Source organism: Janthinobacterium sp. 75 (genome assembly GCF_004365495.1).
Classification (GTDB): domain Bacteria; phylum Pseudomonadota; class Gammaproteobacteria; order Burkholderiales; family Burkholderiaceae_D; genus Janthinobacterium.
In genome coordinates this window covers 17,519-33,054 of sequence record NZ_SORD01000001.1, presented here as the reverse complement: position 1 = coordinate 33,054, position 15,536 = coordinate 17,519, and the positions used below count along the sequence as shown (strand labels likewise).

Sequence of the window (15,536 nt, the reverse complement as noted above, 5' to 3'; positions counted from 1 at the left end):
TGTGCAGCGCCGTGCGGGTCAGCTGGTCAGCCCGAGCGTGAGGCGCGATAGGGGCGTGCCGTACAGCAGCGCAATCAGGCCTGCCGCCGCCAGGTAGGGGCCGAACGGAATCGGTTTGTCGCGTCCCCGCTTGGCAAACACGATCAGGCCGATGCCAACCACGGCACCGACCAGCGACGACAATAATATGATCGTCGGCAGCATGGTCCAGCCGAGCCACGCACCGAGCGCCGCCAGCAATTTGAAGTCACCATAGCCCATTCCCTCCTTGCCTGTCGCCAGCTTGAAGGCCCAATAGACGGCCCACAGGGTCAGATAGCCGGCGGCGGCGCCGATGACGGCATCCTGCAGGGGCACGAAGGTGCCATTGATATTGACCAGCAGACCCGCCCACAGCAAGGGAAAGGTCAGGTCGTCCGGCAGCATTTGCGTGTCGGCATCGATGAAGGTCATGGCGATCAGCAGCCAGGCAAACACGAGGGTGGCCAGGCCCGTCCAGCCGCTGCCGAAGTGCCAGATCAAGATGGCCGACAGTGCAGCCGTCAGCAGTTCCACCAGCGGATAGCGCACGGAGATGGGCGCCTGGCAGGCGCTGCACTTGCCGCGCAGCAGCAGGTAGCTGATGACGGGGATATTTTCCATGGCGGTGATGCGGTGGCCGCAAGCGGTGCAGTTCGAATGCGGTAGCATCAGGTTGTAGCGGTCCGTATGCGGCAAGGGCAAGCCGCTTTCTTCCGCCACGTAATTATCGGATTCACGCTGCATCATTTTTGGCACGCGGTGGATCACCACATTCAGGAAGCTGCCGACGATCAGGCCGAACAGGGCGGCGACAAGGGCGACGGGCAGGGTGCCGGGCGCAGCGAACAGCAGGGTATCTTGCAGCATGGTGGATTTGTCTGAGGTGAAGATCGTTGCCGCGCAAACATTGCCTGGCATTGCCGTAGTGTAAAACATCTGCCAGCACGTGGGGACGTTTTGCGCGGGGCGCGATGTCAAATCACGGCGCCCAGCTTGAAAATCGGCAAATACAGGGCAATCACGAGTGAACCGACCAGCACGCCCAGCACCACTATCAGCGCCGGTTCCAGCAGCGCGGAAAGGGTGGCCACCGTGGCGTCGATGTCCGCCTCGATGATCTCGGCAGCGCGCGACAGCATGGCGTCGAGGGCACCCGATTGCTCGCCGATCAGGGCAAGTTGCGTCAGCAGCGGGGGAAACACGGCGCTGTGCTCCATGGCCAAGGCCAGGCTGCCGCCGGCGCGGATTTCACGCTCGATGCGCATCGTTGCCTCCTGGTACAGCGCGTGGCCGGAGGCGGCGCCCACCAGGCCGAGCGAGTCGAGCAGTGGCACGCCGGCGGCAAACATGGCGGCCAGGGTGCGCGTCCAGCGGGCAATCGCCGCCTTGCGCAACAGTGGGCCGAACACGGGCAGGCGCAATGCCCGCAGTTGCACGTTGCGCCGCAAGGCGGGCCAGCGGCGCCAGGCCAGGTGCGATAACAGGCAGGCCAGCAGCAGCGTCGCGAGCAAGGCCAGCCAGTAGCGCACGAGAAAGGCCGACAAGCCCATGACGACCAGGGTGGGCAGGGGCAATGGCGCACCGAAGCTGTCGAATACCTGGCGGAAGGCGGGCACGACCACGCTCATGATGATGGCCGTGACGACGATGGCGACGAGTACGATGGCCAGCGGATACATCAGTGCGCCGCGTACTTGCCGCCGCAGCACGATGGATTTTTCCTGGTGCGTGGCCAGGCGCGCCAGCAAGTTCTGCACGATGCCCGCCTGTTCGCCGGCCGCCAGCAGGTTGCAATACAGCTCGTCAAACAGTAACGGAAACTGGCGGAAGGCCTGCTGCAGGCTGCTGCCCGCTTCGATGTCGTGGCGCAAGTCTCGCATCAGCTCGGTGACGGCGGGTTTGGCATGGCCCTTGCCGGCGATGTCGAAGGCGTGCAGCAGTGGCACGCCGGCCGCCATCATGGTCGACAGCTGGCGCGTGAACAGTGCAATATCCTTATGCGTGATGGCCTTGCCTGGCGCGGCGCGAGCAGCCTGTACCCTGGTGGCGAGGATGCCCTGGCGCCGCAAGGCCATGCCGGCTGCGGTGGCATCGGCGGCGCGCAAGATGCCATCGACCGCCTTGCCATGGCGGTCGGTGCCCTTCCATGCAAACCGCCGCTCGACCACCATGCGCACCTCCTGCCATCACGGTAGCAGCGTCAGGCAAAAGCACCAGCCGCGCTGGCGGCAAGCTTGATCTGGCTCAGCTTTTTGTGGTTTGTACTTCCGTTTGCACAAGGGCCTGGGCTTTCACGTCGGCCGCTTCTTCCTCGTCGCTGTCCGTGCCCTTGCTGATGCTTTCGCCATCGTCGCGGCGCAAGGTCCAGAACGTCAGCGAGGACAGCACCGTCAGGGCAGCGAGGGTGAGGAAGGCGTGGTGCAGGGCCGTGCTGAGCATGGCGCGGTCCGACTGCGGCATGTCGCCAAGGTACCAGCCCGTGATCAGCGAACCGAAGGCCAGGCCAAAGCTCATCGACAGTTGCTGCATCGAGCTGGCGATGGTGCTGGCCATGCTGGAGTCGGCCTTGTCGACGTCGGCATACGCGATGGTGTTCATGCTGGAAAATTGCAGCGAATTGAAAAAGCCCATGCACAGGCTGATAGCGACGATCACGTACAGCGGTGTACCCGCGCCTACTTGCGAAAACATGGCGATGGTGATGCCGATCAGCACAGTATTGACGATCAATACCTGGCGGTAGCCGAAGCGGGCCAGCACGCGCGCGGAAATGAATTTCATGCCCATGGCGGCAGCGGCCGACGGCATCATCAGCAAGCCCGACTGCCAGGCGGGCAAGCCCAGACCCAGCTGGTAAAGCAGCGGCAAGAGAAAGGGTAGGCCGCCCACGCCCAGGCGGGTGACGAAGCCGCCTACCACTGAGACGCGGAAGGTGCGGATCTTGAACAGGGTCAGGCGCAGCAGCGGGTGCAGCACTTCGCTCGAATGCCAGGCGTACGCGGCGAGCAGGCTGATGGAAATGAACAGCAGTACGGCCGCCGAGGTAGGGTCGATCTTGTGCTCGCCAAAGATTTCCAGCAGCCAGGACAGCAGCGCGATGCCCGTGCCGAACAGCACCAGGCCGATCAGGTCCAGCGGACGGGGTTTGTCGCCGTAGTAATCGGGCATGTAGCGGTGCGCCAGGTACAGCGCCGCCAGGCCGACGGGGACGTTGACGAAGAAAATCTCGCGCCACGACAGCCAGTGCACGATCAAACCACCCACCGTGGGGCCCAGCAGGGGCCCGATCAAGGCGGGGATGATGACGAAATTCATGGCCGCCAGTAATTGCGACTTGGGAAACGTGCGGATGATGGTGAGCCTGCCCACCGGCATCATCATGGCCGCGCCCACCCCTTGCAGCAGGCGCGCGGCCACCAGCATGGGCGCATTCACGGACAGACCGCACAGGATGGAGGCGATGGTGAAGATGGCAACGGCGGCGGAAAACACGCGCCGCGTACCGAAGCGGTCGGCCATCCAGCCGCTGATGGGAATGCACACGGCCAGGCTCAGGATGTAGCTGGTGACGACAGCCTTGAGACTGAGCGGCGTCACATGCAGGCTGGCGGCCATGGCGGGGATGGCGGTGTTGACGATGGTGGAGTCGAGTTGCTCCATGAATAGGGCGGTGGCAACCACCCAGGGAAGGTAGCTTTTAACGGGGGAACTGGTCATGGATGCGAGCCTGAGGAGGAGAAACGGAGCCGACAGTACGATGAATTGTCACATAAATGGCGCAGGCGTGCCGCCCGCGCCATCCATTTTGACAGCGTGCCGGTGGCAGAGTCCATGGAACATTTGTTCCATGGCAATAGATTGCGGGCAAGGCTAGCATGTGTTTTCTGGCAGCTCCGGCCTCCTCCTTTCCCGAAAGTCACATACATGAAAAATGCACTTACCTTCCTTGTCCTGGGCGCGGCCCTGTCCGCATGCGGTGGCGGCAGCGATGGCGGCACGCCGGAAGCACCCGCCAAGCCACCCATCGTGGTGACGCCTCCCGTCATCCCTGCCGACAGCGTGACGGTGGCATCGGCAGCCGTGGCGAAAGAGGCTGGCCTGAATGTCATTGCCGGTGCCAGCGCTGACGAAAGCGTCTATGACGTGGCCGCCGATATCGGCGACACCTGGCGCATCACGTTTGACAGCGTCAAGAAAACCTATGCCATCCGCGTGTTGTCGACGCAGTTCGGCTTGAGCGACCGCAGCGGCACGTTCAGCGCTACTACCACCGGCAATTTGACCACCTACACGGCGACAGATTTCAGCGTTACTGTCGATGCACGCACGCGTCTACTGTCGGGCAATATCAAATTGGGTAGCATGGTCTCAACCGTCAGCGGCAGCGGCTATGCGGTCGGTGACGTGGCCAAGCTGGCCGGCAGCTATATTTTCCTCGGTGCCATGCGCAATGCATCGAACGGCGCTGACCGTTTCAATCCGAAAGGCAGTCTCAAGATTGCAGCCGACGGAGCGGCCCAATTGTGCAATGGCGGCGTGTTTAATGCGCAAGGCGTGTGCTCTGCAGTATCGCCGCAACTGGAAGCGGAAAACGCCAGCCTGACTCTGGTCAAGGATGCAAAGAATGGCTTGCTCGTCGCCCGCCAGGGTGGCCAGGACTTCGGCATCGTGCATGTGCATGCGGGGGACCGCGGGCTGGCGCTGTTCATCGACCGCTATAGCCGGAACCAGGAAAACGTCATGCGCGTGGGCACCATCGTGGCTGCGAAACAACAGAAGATCGGCACGGAAATCAATGGCAGCTACGCTTGTGCGGCGCAGGGCATCAGCGCGAACATCGTCGTTGCCGGCAGCACCGCCACCCTGACGAACAACACCACCGGCAAGGCGCATGCGGAAACCATCACCGTCAACAAGCTGGGCCTGGGCGGGCAAGCCGTCGATTTCGATGGCATCGCCGTGTTCAAGGACCCTGCCGATGTGCCAGCCGACTATTCGATGTTCATGCCCGTGTCGTCGAGCTTGGCAATCGAGTTTTCGACCGACCGTTCGTACATGGGCATGTGCCTGAAAAAGTAGTCACTAGCGTCTGATTTGCTCCAGGGCGGCCAGCAGCGGCAGCGCCGCGTCGGCGATGCGCTCCAGGCTGGCTTCGCGCAGGGCGGCGGTGTCTACCGTGTGGCCGGAGTCCAGCCCCGCCCAGCGCAGTAGCGCCGAACATGCGGCGGGCGTATCGAACATGCCGTGCAAATAGCTGCCCAGGATTTGCCCGTCGCCCGATACGGCCCCTTCCGGTCGTCCATCGATCATGAACGCCGGCTGCCGCAGGGCGGCGCCCTGCGAGACGCCCATGTGGATTTCGTAGCCGGCTACGGGTGCGCCGGCCGCGCCGGCAAAGACGCAGTGCCCGGCCACCTGTTGCAGGCGTTTTTCCGCCGTCAGTTCAGTCATCATGTCGAGCAATCCCAGCGCCGTTGACTCTCCCGCTGCGCCTTCCACTCCCAGCGGGTCGTGTACGGACTGCCCCAGCATCTGGAAGCCGCCGCAGATGCCCAGCACCTTGCCGCCGTAGCGCAGGTGCTTCGCCAGATAGGCGGGCCAGCCCTGCTGCTGCAGCCAGGCCAGGTCGCCGCGCGTGTTCTTGCTGCCGGGCAGAATCACCAGGTCGGCAGGCGGAATCGGCTGTCCTTGCTGGATGAATTGCAGGTCGATGCCGGGGTGGGCGCGCAGCGCATCGACATCCGTGTGGTTGCTGATGCGCGGCAGTTGCGGCACCACCACCTTGAAGGCGCCGCGTTCTGCCTGCATCGCTTCCACGGCATCTTCCGCGTCTAGGAACAGGCCTTGCAGATAGGGCAGCACGGCCAGCACGGGCTTGCCCGTCTGCTGCTCCAGCCAGTCGATGCCGGGTTGCAGCAGCGAGACGTCGCCGCGGAAGCGGTTGATGACAAAGCCGAGGATGCGCGCGCGCTCGCTGTCGGACAGACAGGCCAGGGTGCCGATGATGTGGGCGAAGACGCCGCCCCGGTCAATGTCGGCCACCAGGATCACGGGGCAGTCGACGGCTTCGGCAAAGCCCATGTTGGCAATGTCGCGCGCGCGCAGGTTGACTTCGGCGGGGCTGCCCGCGCCTTCGACGACGACAGCGTCGTACTGCTGGCGCAGTCGCGCGTACGACTCCAGCACGGCACCCATGGCGATGGTCTTGTATTGCTGGTAGTCGCGCGCATCCATTTCGGCGCGCACCCTGCCATGGATGATCACCTGCGCGCCCGTGTTCGACGAAGGCTTCAGCAGCACCGGATTCATGTCGGTGTGCGGCGCAATGCCGCAGGCCAGTGCCTGCAAAGCCTGGGCGCGGCCGATTTCTCCGCCGTCCGCCGTCACGGCGCTATTCAATGCCATGTTTTGCGGCTTGAACGGCGCGACAGTCACGCCACGGCGCTTCAATAGTCGGCACAGGGCCGCGACGACGGTGCTCTTGCCCGCGTCGGACGTCGTGCCTTGCACCATCAGGGCGGGGAAGGGGCTTATCATGGTTGTCGCTTCTGCCACTGCGCGACGATATCGCTGATCTGGCGTAAGCCTTCTGTGATGGCGGCCGGACCGGGAGAAAGAATGTCGGGCGACTTGATTTCGAACAGCATCTGGTTCTGTACGGCGGGAATCGCGTCCCAGCCCGGGCGTGCCGCCAGTTGCGCGGCTTGGAATTTCTTGCCGCACCAGCTGGCGATGACGATGTCGGGCGCGCGCCGCACCACGGCCAAAGGATCGGCGATGATGCGCTCCCTGGCGCCAGCATGGGCGGACAATTCCGGGAAGGCGTCAGTGCCGCCAGCGATGCCGATCAATTCCGCTGCCCAGCCGATGCCGCTCATCAGGGGATCGTTCCACTCTTCAAAGTAAATCACAGGCTTGCGCGCCCAGGAGGCGGCGCGGGCTTGGACGGCGGCGATGTCGGCGCGCAGGCTGGCGATCAGTACACGGCCCGCTTCCTCGCGCTGCACCAGCGCGGCCAGCACGCCGATCATGCGCAGGATGCCGTCCACCGTGCGCTGGTTGAACTGATGGACTTCGATGCCGGCCTTGACGAGGTCACGGCAGATATCAGCCTGCATGTCGCAAAAGCCGATCACCAGGTCGGGCCGGATGGCCAGGATGCGTTCCAGGTTCGCGGACGAAAAGCCGCTGATCTTGGTTTTTTCCTCGCGCGCCCGTGGCGGACGCACGGTGAAGCCGGAAATGCCCGCGATAACGTCTTCCGCACCCAGCGCATACAGTGTCTCCACGGCTTCCGTCGACAGGCAGGCGATGCGTTGGTAGTGACTCATTGAGCAGCTTTGGTACGGCGCTGGCGGGCCACTTCCAGCTGCTCGCACATGGCGACCGTACCTTCGATCATGCGCGGGCCGGCGCGGTTCAGCAGGTCGCCATTCAGGCGGAACAGGTTATTCTTGCGCACGGCAGTCATGGAGGGGAAGGCACGCCACATGCTCAGGCCGCCTTCGCTGCGCGGATCGCTTTTTTCGCTGGTGCCGAAAATGACTTCCGGGTCTTCCTGCAGCACGCCTTCCGGCGTGACGACGGGTGCCACCACCTTCATCCCGGCAAACACATTCTGGCCGCCGCACACGCGCATGGAGTCGCTGATGATGCTCGCGCCGCTCAAGGTGTACAGGGGTTTATCCCACACCTGGTAAAACACGCGCACGGGCGGACGCTGCGCGTATTGCGCCGTCAGGCTGGCCAGCTTGGCGCGCAGCAGGGCGGCGGCCGGTTTGGCGGTTTTTCCCGTGCCCATCAGCTGGCCCAGGCGCTCCATGCTGTCGGGGATGTCGGCCAGTTTGCGTGGCTCGCTGTGATAGATGGGCACCTTCAGCTGGCGCAGCATGGCGATCTGGCGCTCGGCGCTGCCATGCATCCAGACGACGATCAGGTCCGGTTTCATGGCGATGATGCGCTCCATGTCGTACTGGCGGTTGTCGCCCACTTGCGTGATCTTCTTTGCCGCTTCCGGGTAGTCGCTATAGCTGACGACACCGGTGATCTTGTCGCCGCCACCGGCCGCGAACAGCAGTTCCGTCACATGCGGCGCCAGCGCCAGGATGCGCTGCGCCGGTTTTTCCACGGTGACGGTATTGCCGTCGTCGTCGCGCACGGTGATGGCGGCATGCGCCTGCAGCGAGATCAGTCCGGCCAGCAGCAATGTGGTTTTCAAGTGGTTCATGTGTGATTCCATGTAGTGAGGGTCTGCTGCAGGCGCAGCCAGGCGTGTTCGTCGGGGGGCAGGCCCAGGCGGATGCCATGAGCGGCGTGGCGGAACAGGCGCACCCAGATGCCTGATTCTGCCATGTGGCGCCAGAATGCCTCGGCGCGTTCTTCTGGCCACCACTGAAACAGCGCCGTGCCGCTGCTGGGGATACTGTGCGCGACCAATAGCTGGCGCAGGCGGGCGCCTTCGCCACGCAGGCGTTCTCGCATTACCGCCTGCCAGTGCGTATCGCTCAAGGCCGCCAGCGCCACGTGTTGTGCCGGGCCGCTGACACTCCACGGTCCCAGCATGTCGGCCAGCTGGGCCAGCAGCGCAGCATGGGCGGCGACAAAGCCCAGGCGCAGTCCCGCCAGGCCAAAGAATTTGCCGATGGAGCGCAGCACGATCAGGCCTGGTCGATGCGTATGCGGACCCAGGCTGGCTTGCATTTCCGTGTCGCCAAACGCTTCATCGACAACCAGCCAGCCGCCGCGCGCAGCCAGCTTGCCGGCCCAGTCCAGCAATATCTCGGGCGCGATGCGCTCGCCCGTGGGGTTGTTCGGGTTACAGATGACCAGCACGTCGCAGTGGTCGACGGCATCGGCCAGCTGCGCATACGGCACTTGGCGTAATGCGTGGCCGTGCTGGCCCCAGTGGTGCGCATGTTCCGCATACGATGGTGCGGCCACCACCACGCGTGACGCTGGTCGCAGCCGGGGCAGGGCCTGGATGGCGGCCTGCGTGCCGGCAACCGGCAGCATGGCTGGCGCGTCGTAATACGCGCAGGCGGCGGCCACCAGCGCGGGATCGGCTTCCGGCAGCCGATGCCAGGCATTGGCGTCAGGCGCTGGCGCTACATACCAGTGCGGGTTGATACCGGTTGACAGGTCGATCCAGTCGGCGATTGGTCGTCCATACTCGCGCGCGGCGTCGCGCAGATTGCCGCCATGTTCAAGCAAGGTATTTCCCCCGCAGGTAGTACAGACCGGCCAGCAGCGCCACCCAGATTAGCCACAGCACGGCCGTTTCGGCCACCAGGCGCCAGGCGCGGTCGATATCGCGCGCTTCGGCGGGACGGCCGGCACCCAGCGGCGGGCGGCGTTCCAGCTTGCCGTCGTAGATGGCGTCGCCACCCAAGGCCAGGCCGAGGGCGCCGGCGCCGCTGGCCATCACGGGCCCCGCGTTTGGGCTGCCCCAGTCGGGGGCCTGGCTGCGCCAGCAGTGCCAGGCGCGCTGCTTGTCCGCCATGGTCTTGCCCAGCAAGACATAGGACAGGGCCGTCAGGCGCGCTGGTAGGTAATTGAGGATATCGTCGATGCGCGCAGCGCAGCAGCCGAACCAGTCGTAGCGCGCAGTGCGGTAGCCCCACATGGCGTCGAGCGTATTCGCCAGGCGGAACAGCACGGCGCCGGGGCCGCCCGCCACGGCAAACCAGAACAGGGTGCCGAAGACGGCGTCGTTGCCGTTTTCCAGCAAGGATTCCGTGCTGGCCTTGGCCAGGCTAGCCGCGTCGGCGTTGGCCGTGTCGCGGCTGACGATGCGCGCCGTCAGCAGGCGCGCGTTGTCCAGGTCATCGATGGCCAGGGCATCGGCGATCGGTTGATTGTGGTCGCGCAGGCTGCGCAAGCCCAGGCACAGATATAGCAGGAAGACATGCAGGGCCGCACCGGCCAGGCCGCACAGCCAGTAGGCGGCATAGCTGATCGGCAGCACGGCCAGCAGCCACGCCAGCGCGCCGCGCAGGAAACGCCCATGGCCCTGGTTCAGCAGGCGTTCGAGCGCGCTGGCGAGGCGGCCAAAGCCCACCAGCGGATGCCAGCGGCGCGTCTCGCCCAGGATCAGATCGAGCAGTACGCCGGCCGTCATCAGGCCTGCCAGCATAGACAGCGACAAGCCACTCAGCATGGGGCGCCTTTCAGGTACAGCGGCAGGCCGGCGGCGACAAACGCGGCCCTGTCGCAGATGGCCGCCACGGCCTGGTTCAGACGGCCCGCTTCATCGGTGAAGCAGCGCGAGATGGCGCCGTAGGGCACGATGCCCATGCCCACTTCGTTCGATACCAGCACGATGTCGCAGCCGGTATCGCCGATTTCGGCCAGCGCGTACAGCAGGTGCGTGCGCTCGCTGTGGAACAGTTCGGGCAGGGCGATGTCGCCCACGTCCGGATACGTCTCGCCGGTGGAAAACATCAGATTCGTCAGCCACAGGGTCAGGCAGTCAACCAGCAGCAGGCGGCCTGGCCGTGCTTCCCGCAGGATGGCGTCGCCCAGGCGCAGCGGTTCTTCCAGGGTGGCCCACTCGGCCGGACGCTGTACCCGGTGATGCGCGATGCGCGTGGCCATTTCGCCGTCGCCCGCCTGCGCGGTGGCGATATAGACGACTTCCTTGTCCGACTCGCGGGCCAGCTTTTCCGCATAGGCGCTCTTGCCGGAACGGGCGCCGCCGAAGACCAGGATGCGCGTCATGGCACTGTTACCACTCGGTGCCGATTTGTGCGCCGATGCCGGCCGCGTACGCATGTTTGACGACGGCCATCTCGGTGACGGTGTCGGCGATTGCGATCAGTTCGTCCGGTGCGCCGCGGCCCGTGATGACCACGTGCTGCATGGCCGGGCGTTCCAGCAGGTCGGCGATGACCTTGTGCACGTCGAGGTAGTTGTATTTGAGGGCGATATTGAGTTCGTCGAACAGCACCAGGCCGTAGCTGGGGTCGGCCAGGAAGGTCTTCGCCTGCTCCCATGCCAGTTCGGCCTTTTCGATGTCGCGTTCGCGGTTCTGCGTTTCCCAGGTATAGCCTTCGCCCATCGCATGAAAACTGATTTCGTCGGGGAAGCGGCGCAGGAATTTTTCCTCGCCAGTCGACATGGCGCCCTTGATGAACTGCACCACGCCCACTTTCATCCCGTGGCCCATGGCCCGGATGGCCATGCCGAAGCCGCTCGAACTCTTGCCCTTGCCATTGCCCGTGTTGACGATGATGATGCCGATTTCCTTGTCGGCCTTGGCAATGGCTGCGTCGATGATGGCCTTTTTTCTCTCCATGCGCACGCGGTGGCGTTCGTTGATGGCTGCGGTGTTGGCTGCGGTTTGCGCATCGACGGGTGTGTTGTCGCTCATGTTTAATCCTCTTTCGGTATGAATATCTTGCGTTTGCCGTGGGCGATGATCTCGATCGGGTGGCCCAGGTAGTCGCTCAGGATGGATGCCTGCATCACCTCGGCCACGGGGCCGGCCAGCCAGCCGCCGTCGCCCATCAGCAGCAGCGCATGGGTCGAGACGCTGTGCGCCAGGTTCAGGTCATGCCCCACCATCACCACGGTTTTATTCTGTTCGCGGCACAGTTTCGACAGCAGGCCCATGACGCTGACCTGGTGCGCCAGGTCCAGTGCATTGGCTGGTTCGTCTAGCAGCAGCAGGGGCGTATCCTGCGCCAGCATGGCGGCAATCGCCACGCGCTGGCGTTCGCCGCCGGACAGGCTGCGCACGTCGCGTTCGGCCAGCTGCTCCACTTCCATCGAGGCCAGCGCAGCCAGGGCGATGCGCTGGTCGTCGCTGCCTTCCCAGTAATGGTTGTCGTGATACGGGTGGCGCGCCGACAGCACGGTTTCGATGACGCGGTACGAGAACGCGTCATGCCGCGCTTGCGCCAGGAAGGCTCGTTCGCGCGCTAGCTCATCGAGCGGCCAGTCGATCAGGGCGCGGCCCTGTATCGTCACATGGCCCGCATCCGGTTCGCGCAAGCCTGCCAGGGTGCGCAGCAAGGTGCTCTTGCCCGCGCCATTGCGACCGATCACGCTCCAGCATTCGCCATCCTTGATGTGCCAGATGAGGTTTTCCACGAGGGAGCGCGTGCCTGCCTTCAGGCCGAGTTGGTAAGTACGTATCATGTGCGGCGCAATCGGTGCAGTTGGTACAGGAAGACGGGTGCACCGATCATGGCCGTCACCACGCCGACGGGCAACTGCAAGGGCGCAAGCACGGTGCGCGCCAAGGTATCGGCCAGTACCAGGAAGGTACCGCCGGCCAGTGCGGCCGCCGGTATCAGCAGGCGATGATCGGGGCCGCAGGCGAAGCGCAGCGCATGCGGCACGATCAGACCGACAAAACCCACGCTGCCGGCGCTGGTGACGGCGCTGGCCGTGAGCAGGCCGGAACAGAAGAACAGGCCCTTGCGCAGCGCGCCCACGCGCACGCCCAGTGTGCTGGCTGCTTCCGCGTGCAGGGCCATGACGTTCAGCGAACGCGCGCAGCGCAGTGCAAAGACCATGGCGCCGGCCAGGACCAGCCAGGGCATCAGCCGCGCGGGCGCACCGGACAGGTCGCCGATCATCCAGAACACCATGCTGCGCAAGCGGCTTTCCGGGGCGATGGAAAGCATCAGGGTGACGATGGCCATGCAGGCCGAGGCCAGGATCACGCCCGTCAGCAGCAAGAGCGAGGCGCCGCCTTCGGCAGCCGTGCCGCCGCGCAGGTCGCGGCGGGCAAACAGATACAGCAGCATGGACACGCCGACGGCGCCGGCAAAGGCGGCCGCGTCGACCACCCACAGCGCGCACATGAACAGCAGTGCGGCCAGCGCGCCCACGGAGGCGCCAGCGGAAATGCCCAGGACATACGGGTCGGCCAGGGGATTGCGCAGCAGGGCCTGCATCATCAGGCCCGCCAGCGACAGTGCCGCGCCCGTGACAAAGGCGGTCAGCGCGCGGCCCAGGCGCAGGTCGAGCAGGGTGGCGGCGAGGGTATCGGTCTTGCCCTGTATTACATGGAACAGGGCGGAAGGCAGGTCGGCGAGCGGAATCGCGATCGAACCGATCATGCCGGAGAAAATCAGGCTGGCAACGGCGCATACGACCAGCACCGTGAGGATCACGGTGGCGCGGTGGCGCATGTTGCGGAAAAATGGGTGCATGTACTGCCTTAAAATCGGGAACTGCAGAACTGCAACTGCGGGCGGTGACAACGATGCCATCGCCCGCAGTTTACATCATAGCCATGTGCTTATTTCATGCCGTAGCGTATGCCGACGAAGACTTTCGAACCTGGTGTCGCGTAGAAGCGGGCCAGTTCATAGTCTTTATTGGCGATGTTGTTCCAGCGTGCCAGCATCGACCAGTCGCGGGCGAACTGGTAGGTGGCGTACAGATTGACCAGGCCATAGCCGCCCAGGACATTCTTGTTGGCGGCATCGTCGTAGCGTTTGCCAGACAGCTGCCATTCGGCGCCCGAGGTCAGCGCGCCCAGCGTGTAGTCAACAGCGAAGTTGGCGTGCTGCTTGGCACGGCGCTGCAGCTGCTTGTCCTTGGTTTCGTCGCGTGGGTCTTGCAGGTCTATGTTGCCGCTGACATTGAAGGCGCCGAACTTGCGGCTGGCTGCCAGGGTCACGCCTTCGAGCAGGGCTTTGTTGACGTTGTAGGCGCAACCATAGCTGCCGTTGAACAGCGGGTCCGGGCATGGCGTGGTGTTGACCAGCAGGTCTGTGACCTTGTTATGGTAGTAGGTCGCGCTGGCTTGCGATACGCCGTCGTTGTAGTGCAGGCCAATTTCCGCATTGCGGCCAGTTTCCGGCTTGTTCGATGCCAGGCCGTAGCCGGGGTAGTACAGCTCATTGAAGGTCGGTGCGCGGAAGCTGGTGCCATAGCTGGCGTTTGCGCGCAGCGCATTGCTGATGCGGTAGCCGTAGGCGATGCTGCCCGTGTTGTGCGAGCCGAATGCCGAGTTGTCGTCGCGGCGGCCGCTGATATTGAACAGGTGCGCGCCGCGCACCATGTTGTATGCCGCTGCGTAGGACTTGGTATTGCGTGCGCCCGTCACTTCCGGCGTGCTGCTCGACATGACGTCTTCATCGCGGTAGCTGGCCAGCAGTTGCAGATTGTCGCGGCCGATACGGATGTCGTTCTGCCAGGTGATGTCGGTCTGCTTGGTGTCGATCTGGCTTTTGCCATACGATGCCGCGCTGCTGTCATCGCCCGACTTGTCGCGTGCTTCCGCGTAGCGCAATTCGCTGGTCCAGTTGGGCAGGAATTCGTTCTTCGTGAAGACGGAGACGTTTTGCAGTTTCTGGTTGCTGCGCGCATCGTAACCTGGGCCGGCGTCGTACTGGGCTTTCAGTTCGCTATTCAGGAATACCAGGCCGACTTCATGGCCTTTGGCCATCTGATAGCCGAATTGGCCGCTGACGCTTTCCTTTTCGTAGCCGTCCTTGTCCGGGTTGTAGGTGAACGAAGAGGCGCCCAGCTTGGAAGCGGAGTAGCCATCCGATTTTTCCTTGCCTGCTGCCAGTGCGTAGCTGAAGCTGTTTACTCCACCCGTCGAGCCGGCAACGCTGGCTTCAGCCTGGCGCGTGTTGTTGCTGCCGTAACCAGCGAAAGCGGAAAAGCGCGTGGCGCCGTCGCCTTTCTTGGTGAAGATCTGTATGACGCCCCCGATGGCATCGGCGCCATACATGGTGCTTAATGGACCATAGACGATTTCAACACGGTCGATGCTCGACAGGGGCAGAGCGCTCCAGTTGGCCGTGCCCAGGGTGGACGAACCGATGCGCACGCCGTCGACCAGGACGATATTCTGATTGCTGTTCGCGCCGCGGATGAACACGCTGGCCGAGGTGCCTGCGCCGCCGTTGCGGCTCACTTCAATACCGCGCTGCTTTTGCAGCAGGTCGACCAGCGAGCCAGCACCAGAACGCGCGATGTCTTCCGCGCTGATGGTCTGCGTATCGCTCAACACTTCGCTCAGGTGCTGTGGATAGCGGTTGGCGGTGACGACGATGGGGTCGAAGGTGTCCGGCGTGGATTGAGCGAAAGCGGCTGGTGCGGCAATAGCTAGCGCGAGCGACGTGAGCGCCGCGTGGCGGGAAACAGCATGGGTCATGATAATTTTCAGTTAGTAATATGCAACCAGCCGACGTCCCCGTAGGCCAGATTGAACAGAAGTGGGAACTGACGATGACGATCGAAGATGGCTAGCAGCCATTCGGATCGCGAACATCCCCGTTCGCACACTTCCACCTGTCCTGGCCGGTATCCGGGCTGGCAAGTACGGCTATCCCACCTTCCCATGCTTGATAATTGCGGCACAGTGGTTGTCAGAGATAGCTAGTCGACCGCTTCCTGTCGGGAGTGGCGACACTTGCTTACCGTTGCGGGGGCAGCACACGTTCGCCGCGGTTGCGGCATCGTGTTTCCCGTTTAACTGCGCTCATGGACATGAGCGCGAGCACCAAAACCCGGTCATTATACGTGCAGTGGGCGTAGACTGAAATGTC

At 63.9% G+C, this 15,536-nt stretch carries 14 protein-coding genes and 1 riboswitch; of the genes, 1 reads left to right on the top strand and 13 read right to left on the bottom strand.

The features are described 5' to 3' along the window. Positions 1 to 18: 18 nt before the first annotated feature. The 3 genes from C8C89_RS00150 to C8C89_RS00140 form a co-directional block, all read right to left on the bottom strand. Complete coding sequence (locus C8C89_RS00150; RefSeq protein ID WP_133988604.1) at positions 19 to 888, bottom strand: A24 family peptidase; 870 nt, start codon at positions 886 to 888, stop codon at positions 19 to 21. Positions 889 to 995: 107 nt separating this feature from the next. Continuing rightward, positions 996 to 2,192, bottom strand: coding sequence for a type II secretion system F family protein (locus tag C8C89_RS00145; RefSeq protein ID WP_101483948.1), 1,197 nt, complete (start codon positions 2,190 to 2,192; stop codon positions 996 to 998). A gap of 73 nt (positions 2,193 to 2,265) precedes the next feature. Next, positions 2,266 to 3,738, bottom strand: coding sequence for a DHA2 family efflux MFS transporter permease subunit (locus C8C89_RS00140; protein ID WP_243857848.1), 1,473 nt, complete (start codon positions 3,736 to 3,738; stop codon positions 2,266 to 2,268). A 207-nt stretch (positions 3,739 to 3,945) separates the two neighbouring features. On the opposite strand from C8C89_RS00140, the gene C8C89_RS00135 reads away from it, so the two are divergent. After that, the gene (locus C8C89_RS00135) at positions 3,946 to 5,100 is read left to right on the top strand and encodes a hypothetical protein (protein ID WP_133988603.1); all 1,155 of its coding nucleotides are present in this window, start codon (positions 3,946 to 3,948) and stop codon (positions 5,098 to 5,100) included. Positions 5,101 to 5,103: 3 nt separating this feature from the next. On the opposite strand, the gene C8C89_RS00130 is transcribed toward C8C89_RS00135, so the two are convergent. The 10 genes from C8C89_RS00130 to C8C89_RS00085 form a co-directional block, all read right to left on the bottom strand. Further along, on the bottom strand, positions 5,104 to 6,558 hold the full coding sequence (locus tag C8C89_RS00130) for a cobyric acid synthase (protein ID WP_133988602.1): 1,455 nt from the start codon (positions 6,556 to 6,558) through the stop codon (positions 5,104 to 5,106). Further along, the gene (locus C8C89_RS00125) at positions 6,555 to 7,352 is read right to left on the bottom strand and encodes an ABC transporter substrate-binding protein (RefSeq protein WP_133988601.1); all 798 of its coding nucleotides are present in this window, start codon (positions 7,350 to 7,352) and stop codon (positions 6,555 to 6,557) included. Before C8C89_RS00125 ends, C8C89_RS00130 begins: the two co-directional genes overlap by 4 nt. Continuing rightward, the gene (locus tag C8C89_RS00120; RefSeq protein ID WP_133988600.1) at positions 7,349 to 8,248 is read right to left on the bottom strand and encodes a cobalamin-binding protein; all 900 of its coding nucleotides are present in this window, start codon (positions 8,246 to 8,248) and stop codon (positions 7,349 to 7,351) included. The genes C8C89_RS00125 and C8C89_RS00120 overlap by 4 nt, the downstream gene beginning before the upstream one ends. Next, positions 8,245 to 9,231: a threonine-phosphate decarboxylase CobD gene (gene cobD, locus C8C89_RS00115; protein WP_133988599.1), complete on the bottom strand. Its 987-nt coding sequence runs from the start codon at positions 9,229 to 9,231 to the stop codon at positions 8,245 to 8,247. Before cobD ends, C8C89_RS00120 begins: the two co-directional genes overlap by 4 nt. Beyond that, on the bottom strand, positions 9,224 to 10,177 hold the full coding sequence (gene cbiB, locus C8C89_RS00110) for an adenosylcobinamide-phosphate synthase CbiB (RefSeq protein ID WP_101483955.1): 954 nt from the start codon (positions 10,175 to 10,177) through the stop codon (positions 9,224 to 9,226). The genes cobD and cbiB overlap by 8 nt, the downstream gene beginning before the upstream one ends. Next, complete coding sequence (cobU, locus tag C8C89_RS00105; RefSeq protein WP_133988598.1) at positions 10,171 to 10,737, bottom strand: bifunctional adenosylcobinamide kinase/adenosylcobinamide-phosphate guanylyltransferase; 567 nt, start codon at positions 10,735 to 10,737, stop codon at positions 10,171 to 10,173. The genes cbiB and cobU overlap by 7 nt, the downstream gene beginning before the upstream one ends. 7 nt (positions 10,738 to 10,744) lie before the next feature. Beyond that, the gene (gene cobO / locus C8C89_RS00100) at positions 10,745 to 11,389 is read right to left on the bottom strand and encodes a cob(I)yrinic acid a,c-diamide adenosyltransferase (RefSeq protein WP_133988597.1); all 645 of its coding nucleotides are present in this window, start codon (positions 11,387 to 11,389) and stop codon (positions 10,745 to 10,747) included. Positions 11,390 to 11,391: 2 nt separating this feature from the next. Then, a complete protein-coding gene (locus tag C8C89_RS00095) occupies positions 11,392 to 12,159 on the bottom strand; it encodes an ABC transporter ATP-binding protein (protein ID WP_101483958.1) in 768 nt (255 codons plus the stop codon). Next, positions 12,156 to 13,181 carry an iron ABC transporter permease gene (locus C8C89_RS00090; RefSeq protein ID WP_101483959.1) on the bottom strand — a complete coding sequence of 342 codons (1,026 nt, stop codon included), beginning with the start codon at positions 13,179 to 13,181 and terminating at the stop codon, positions 12,156 to 12,158. The genes C8C89_RS00095 and C8C89_RS00090 overlap by 4 nt, the downstream gene beginning before the upstream one ends. An 89-nt stretch (positions 13,182 to 13,270) precedes the next feature. Next, the gene (locus tag C8C89_RS00085) at positions 13,271 to 15,142 is read right to left on the bottom strand and encodes a TonB-dependent receptor (RefSeq protein ID WP_133988596.1); all 1,872 of its coding nucleotides are present in this window, start codon (positions 15,140 to 15,142) and stop codon (positions 13,271 to 13,273) included. Positions 15,143 to 15,268: 126 nt separating this feature from the next. After that, a riboswitch (cobalamin riboswitch) is annotated at positions 15,269 to 15,510 on the bottom strand. Positions 15,511 to 15,536 lie beyond the last annotated feature (26 nt).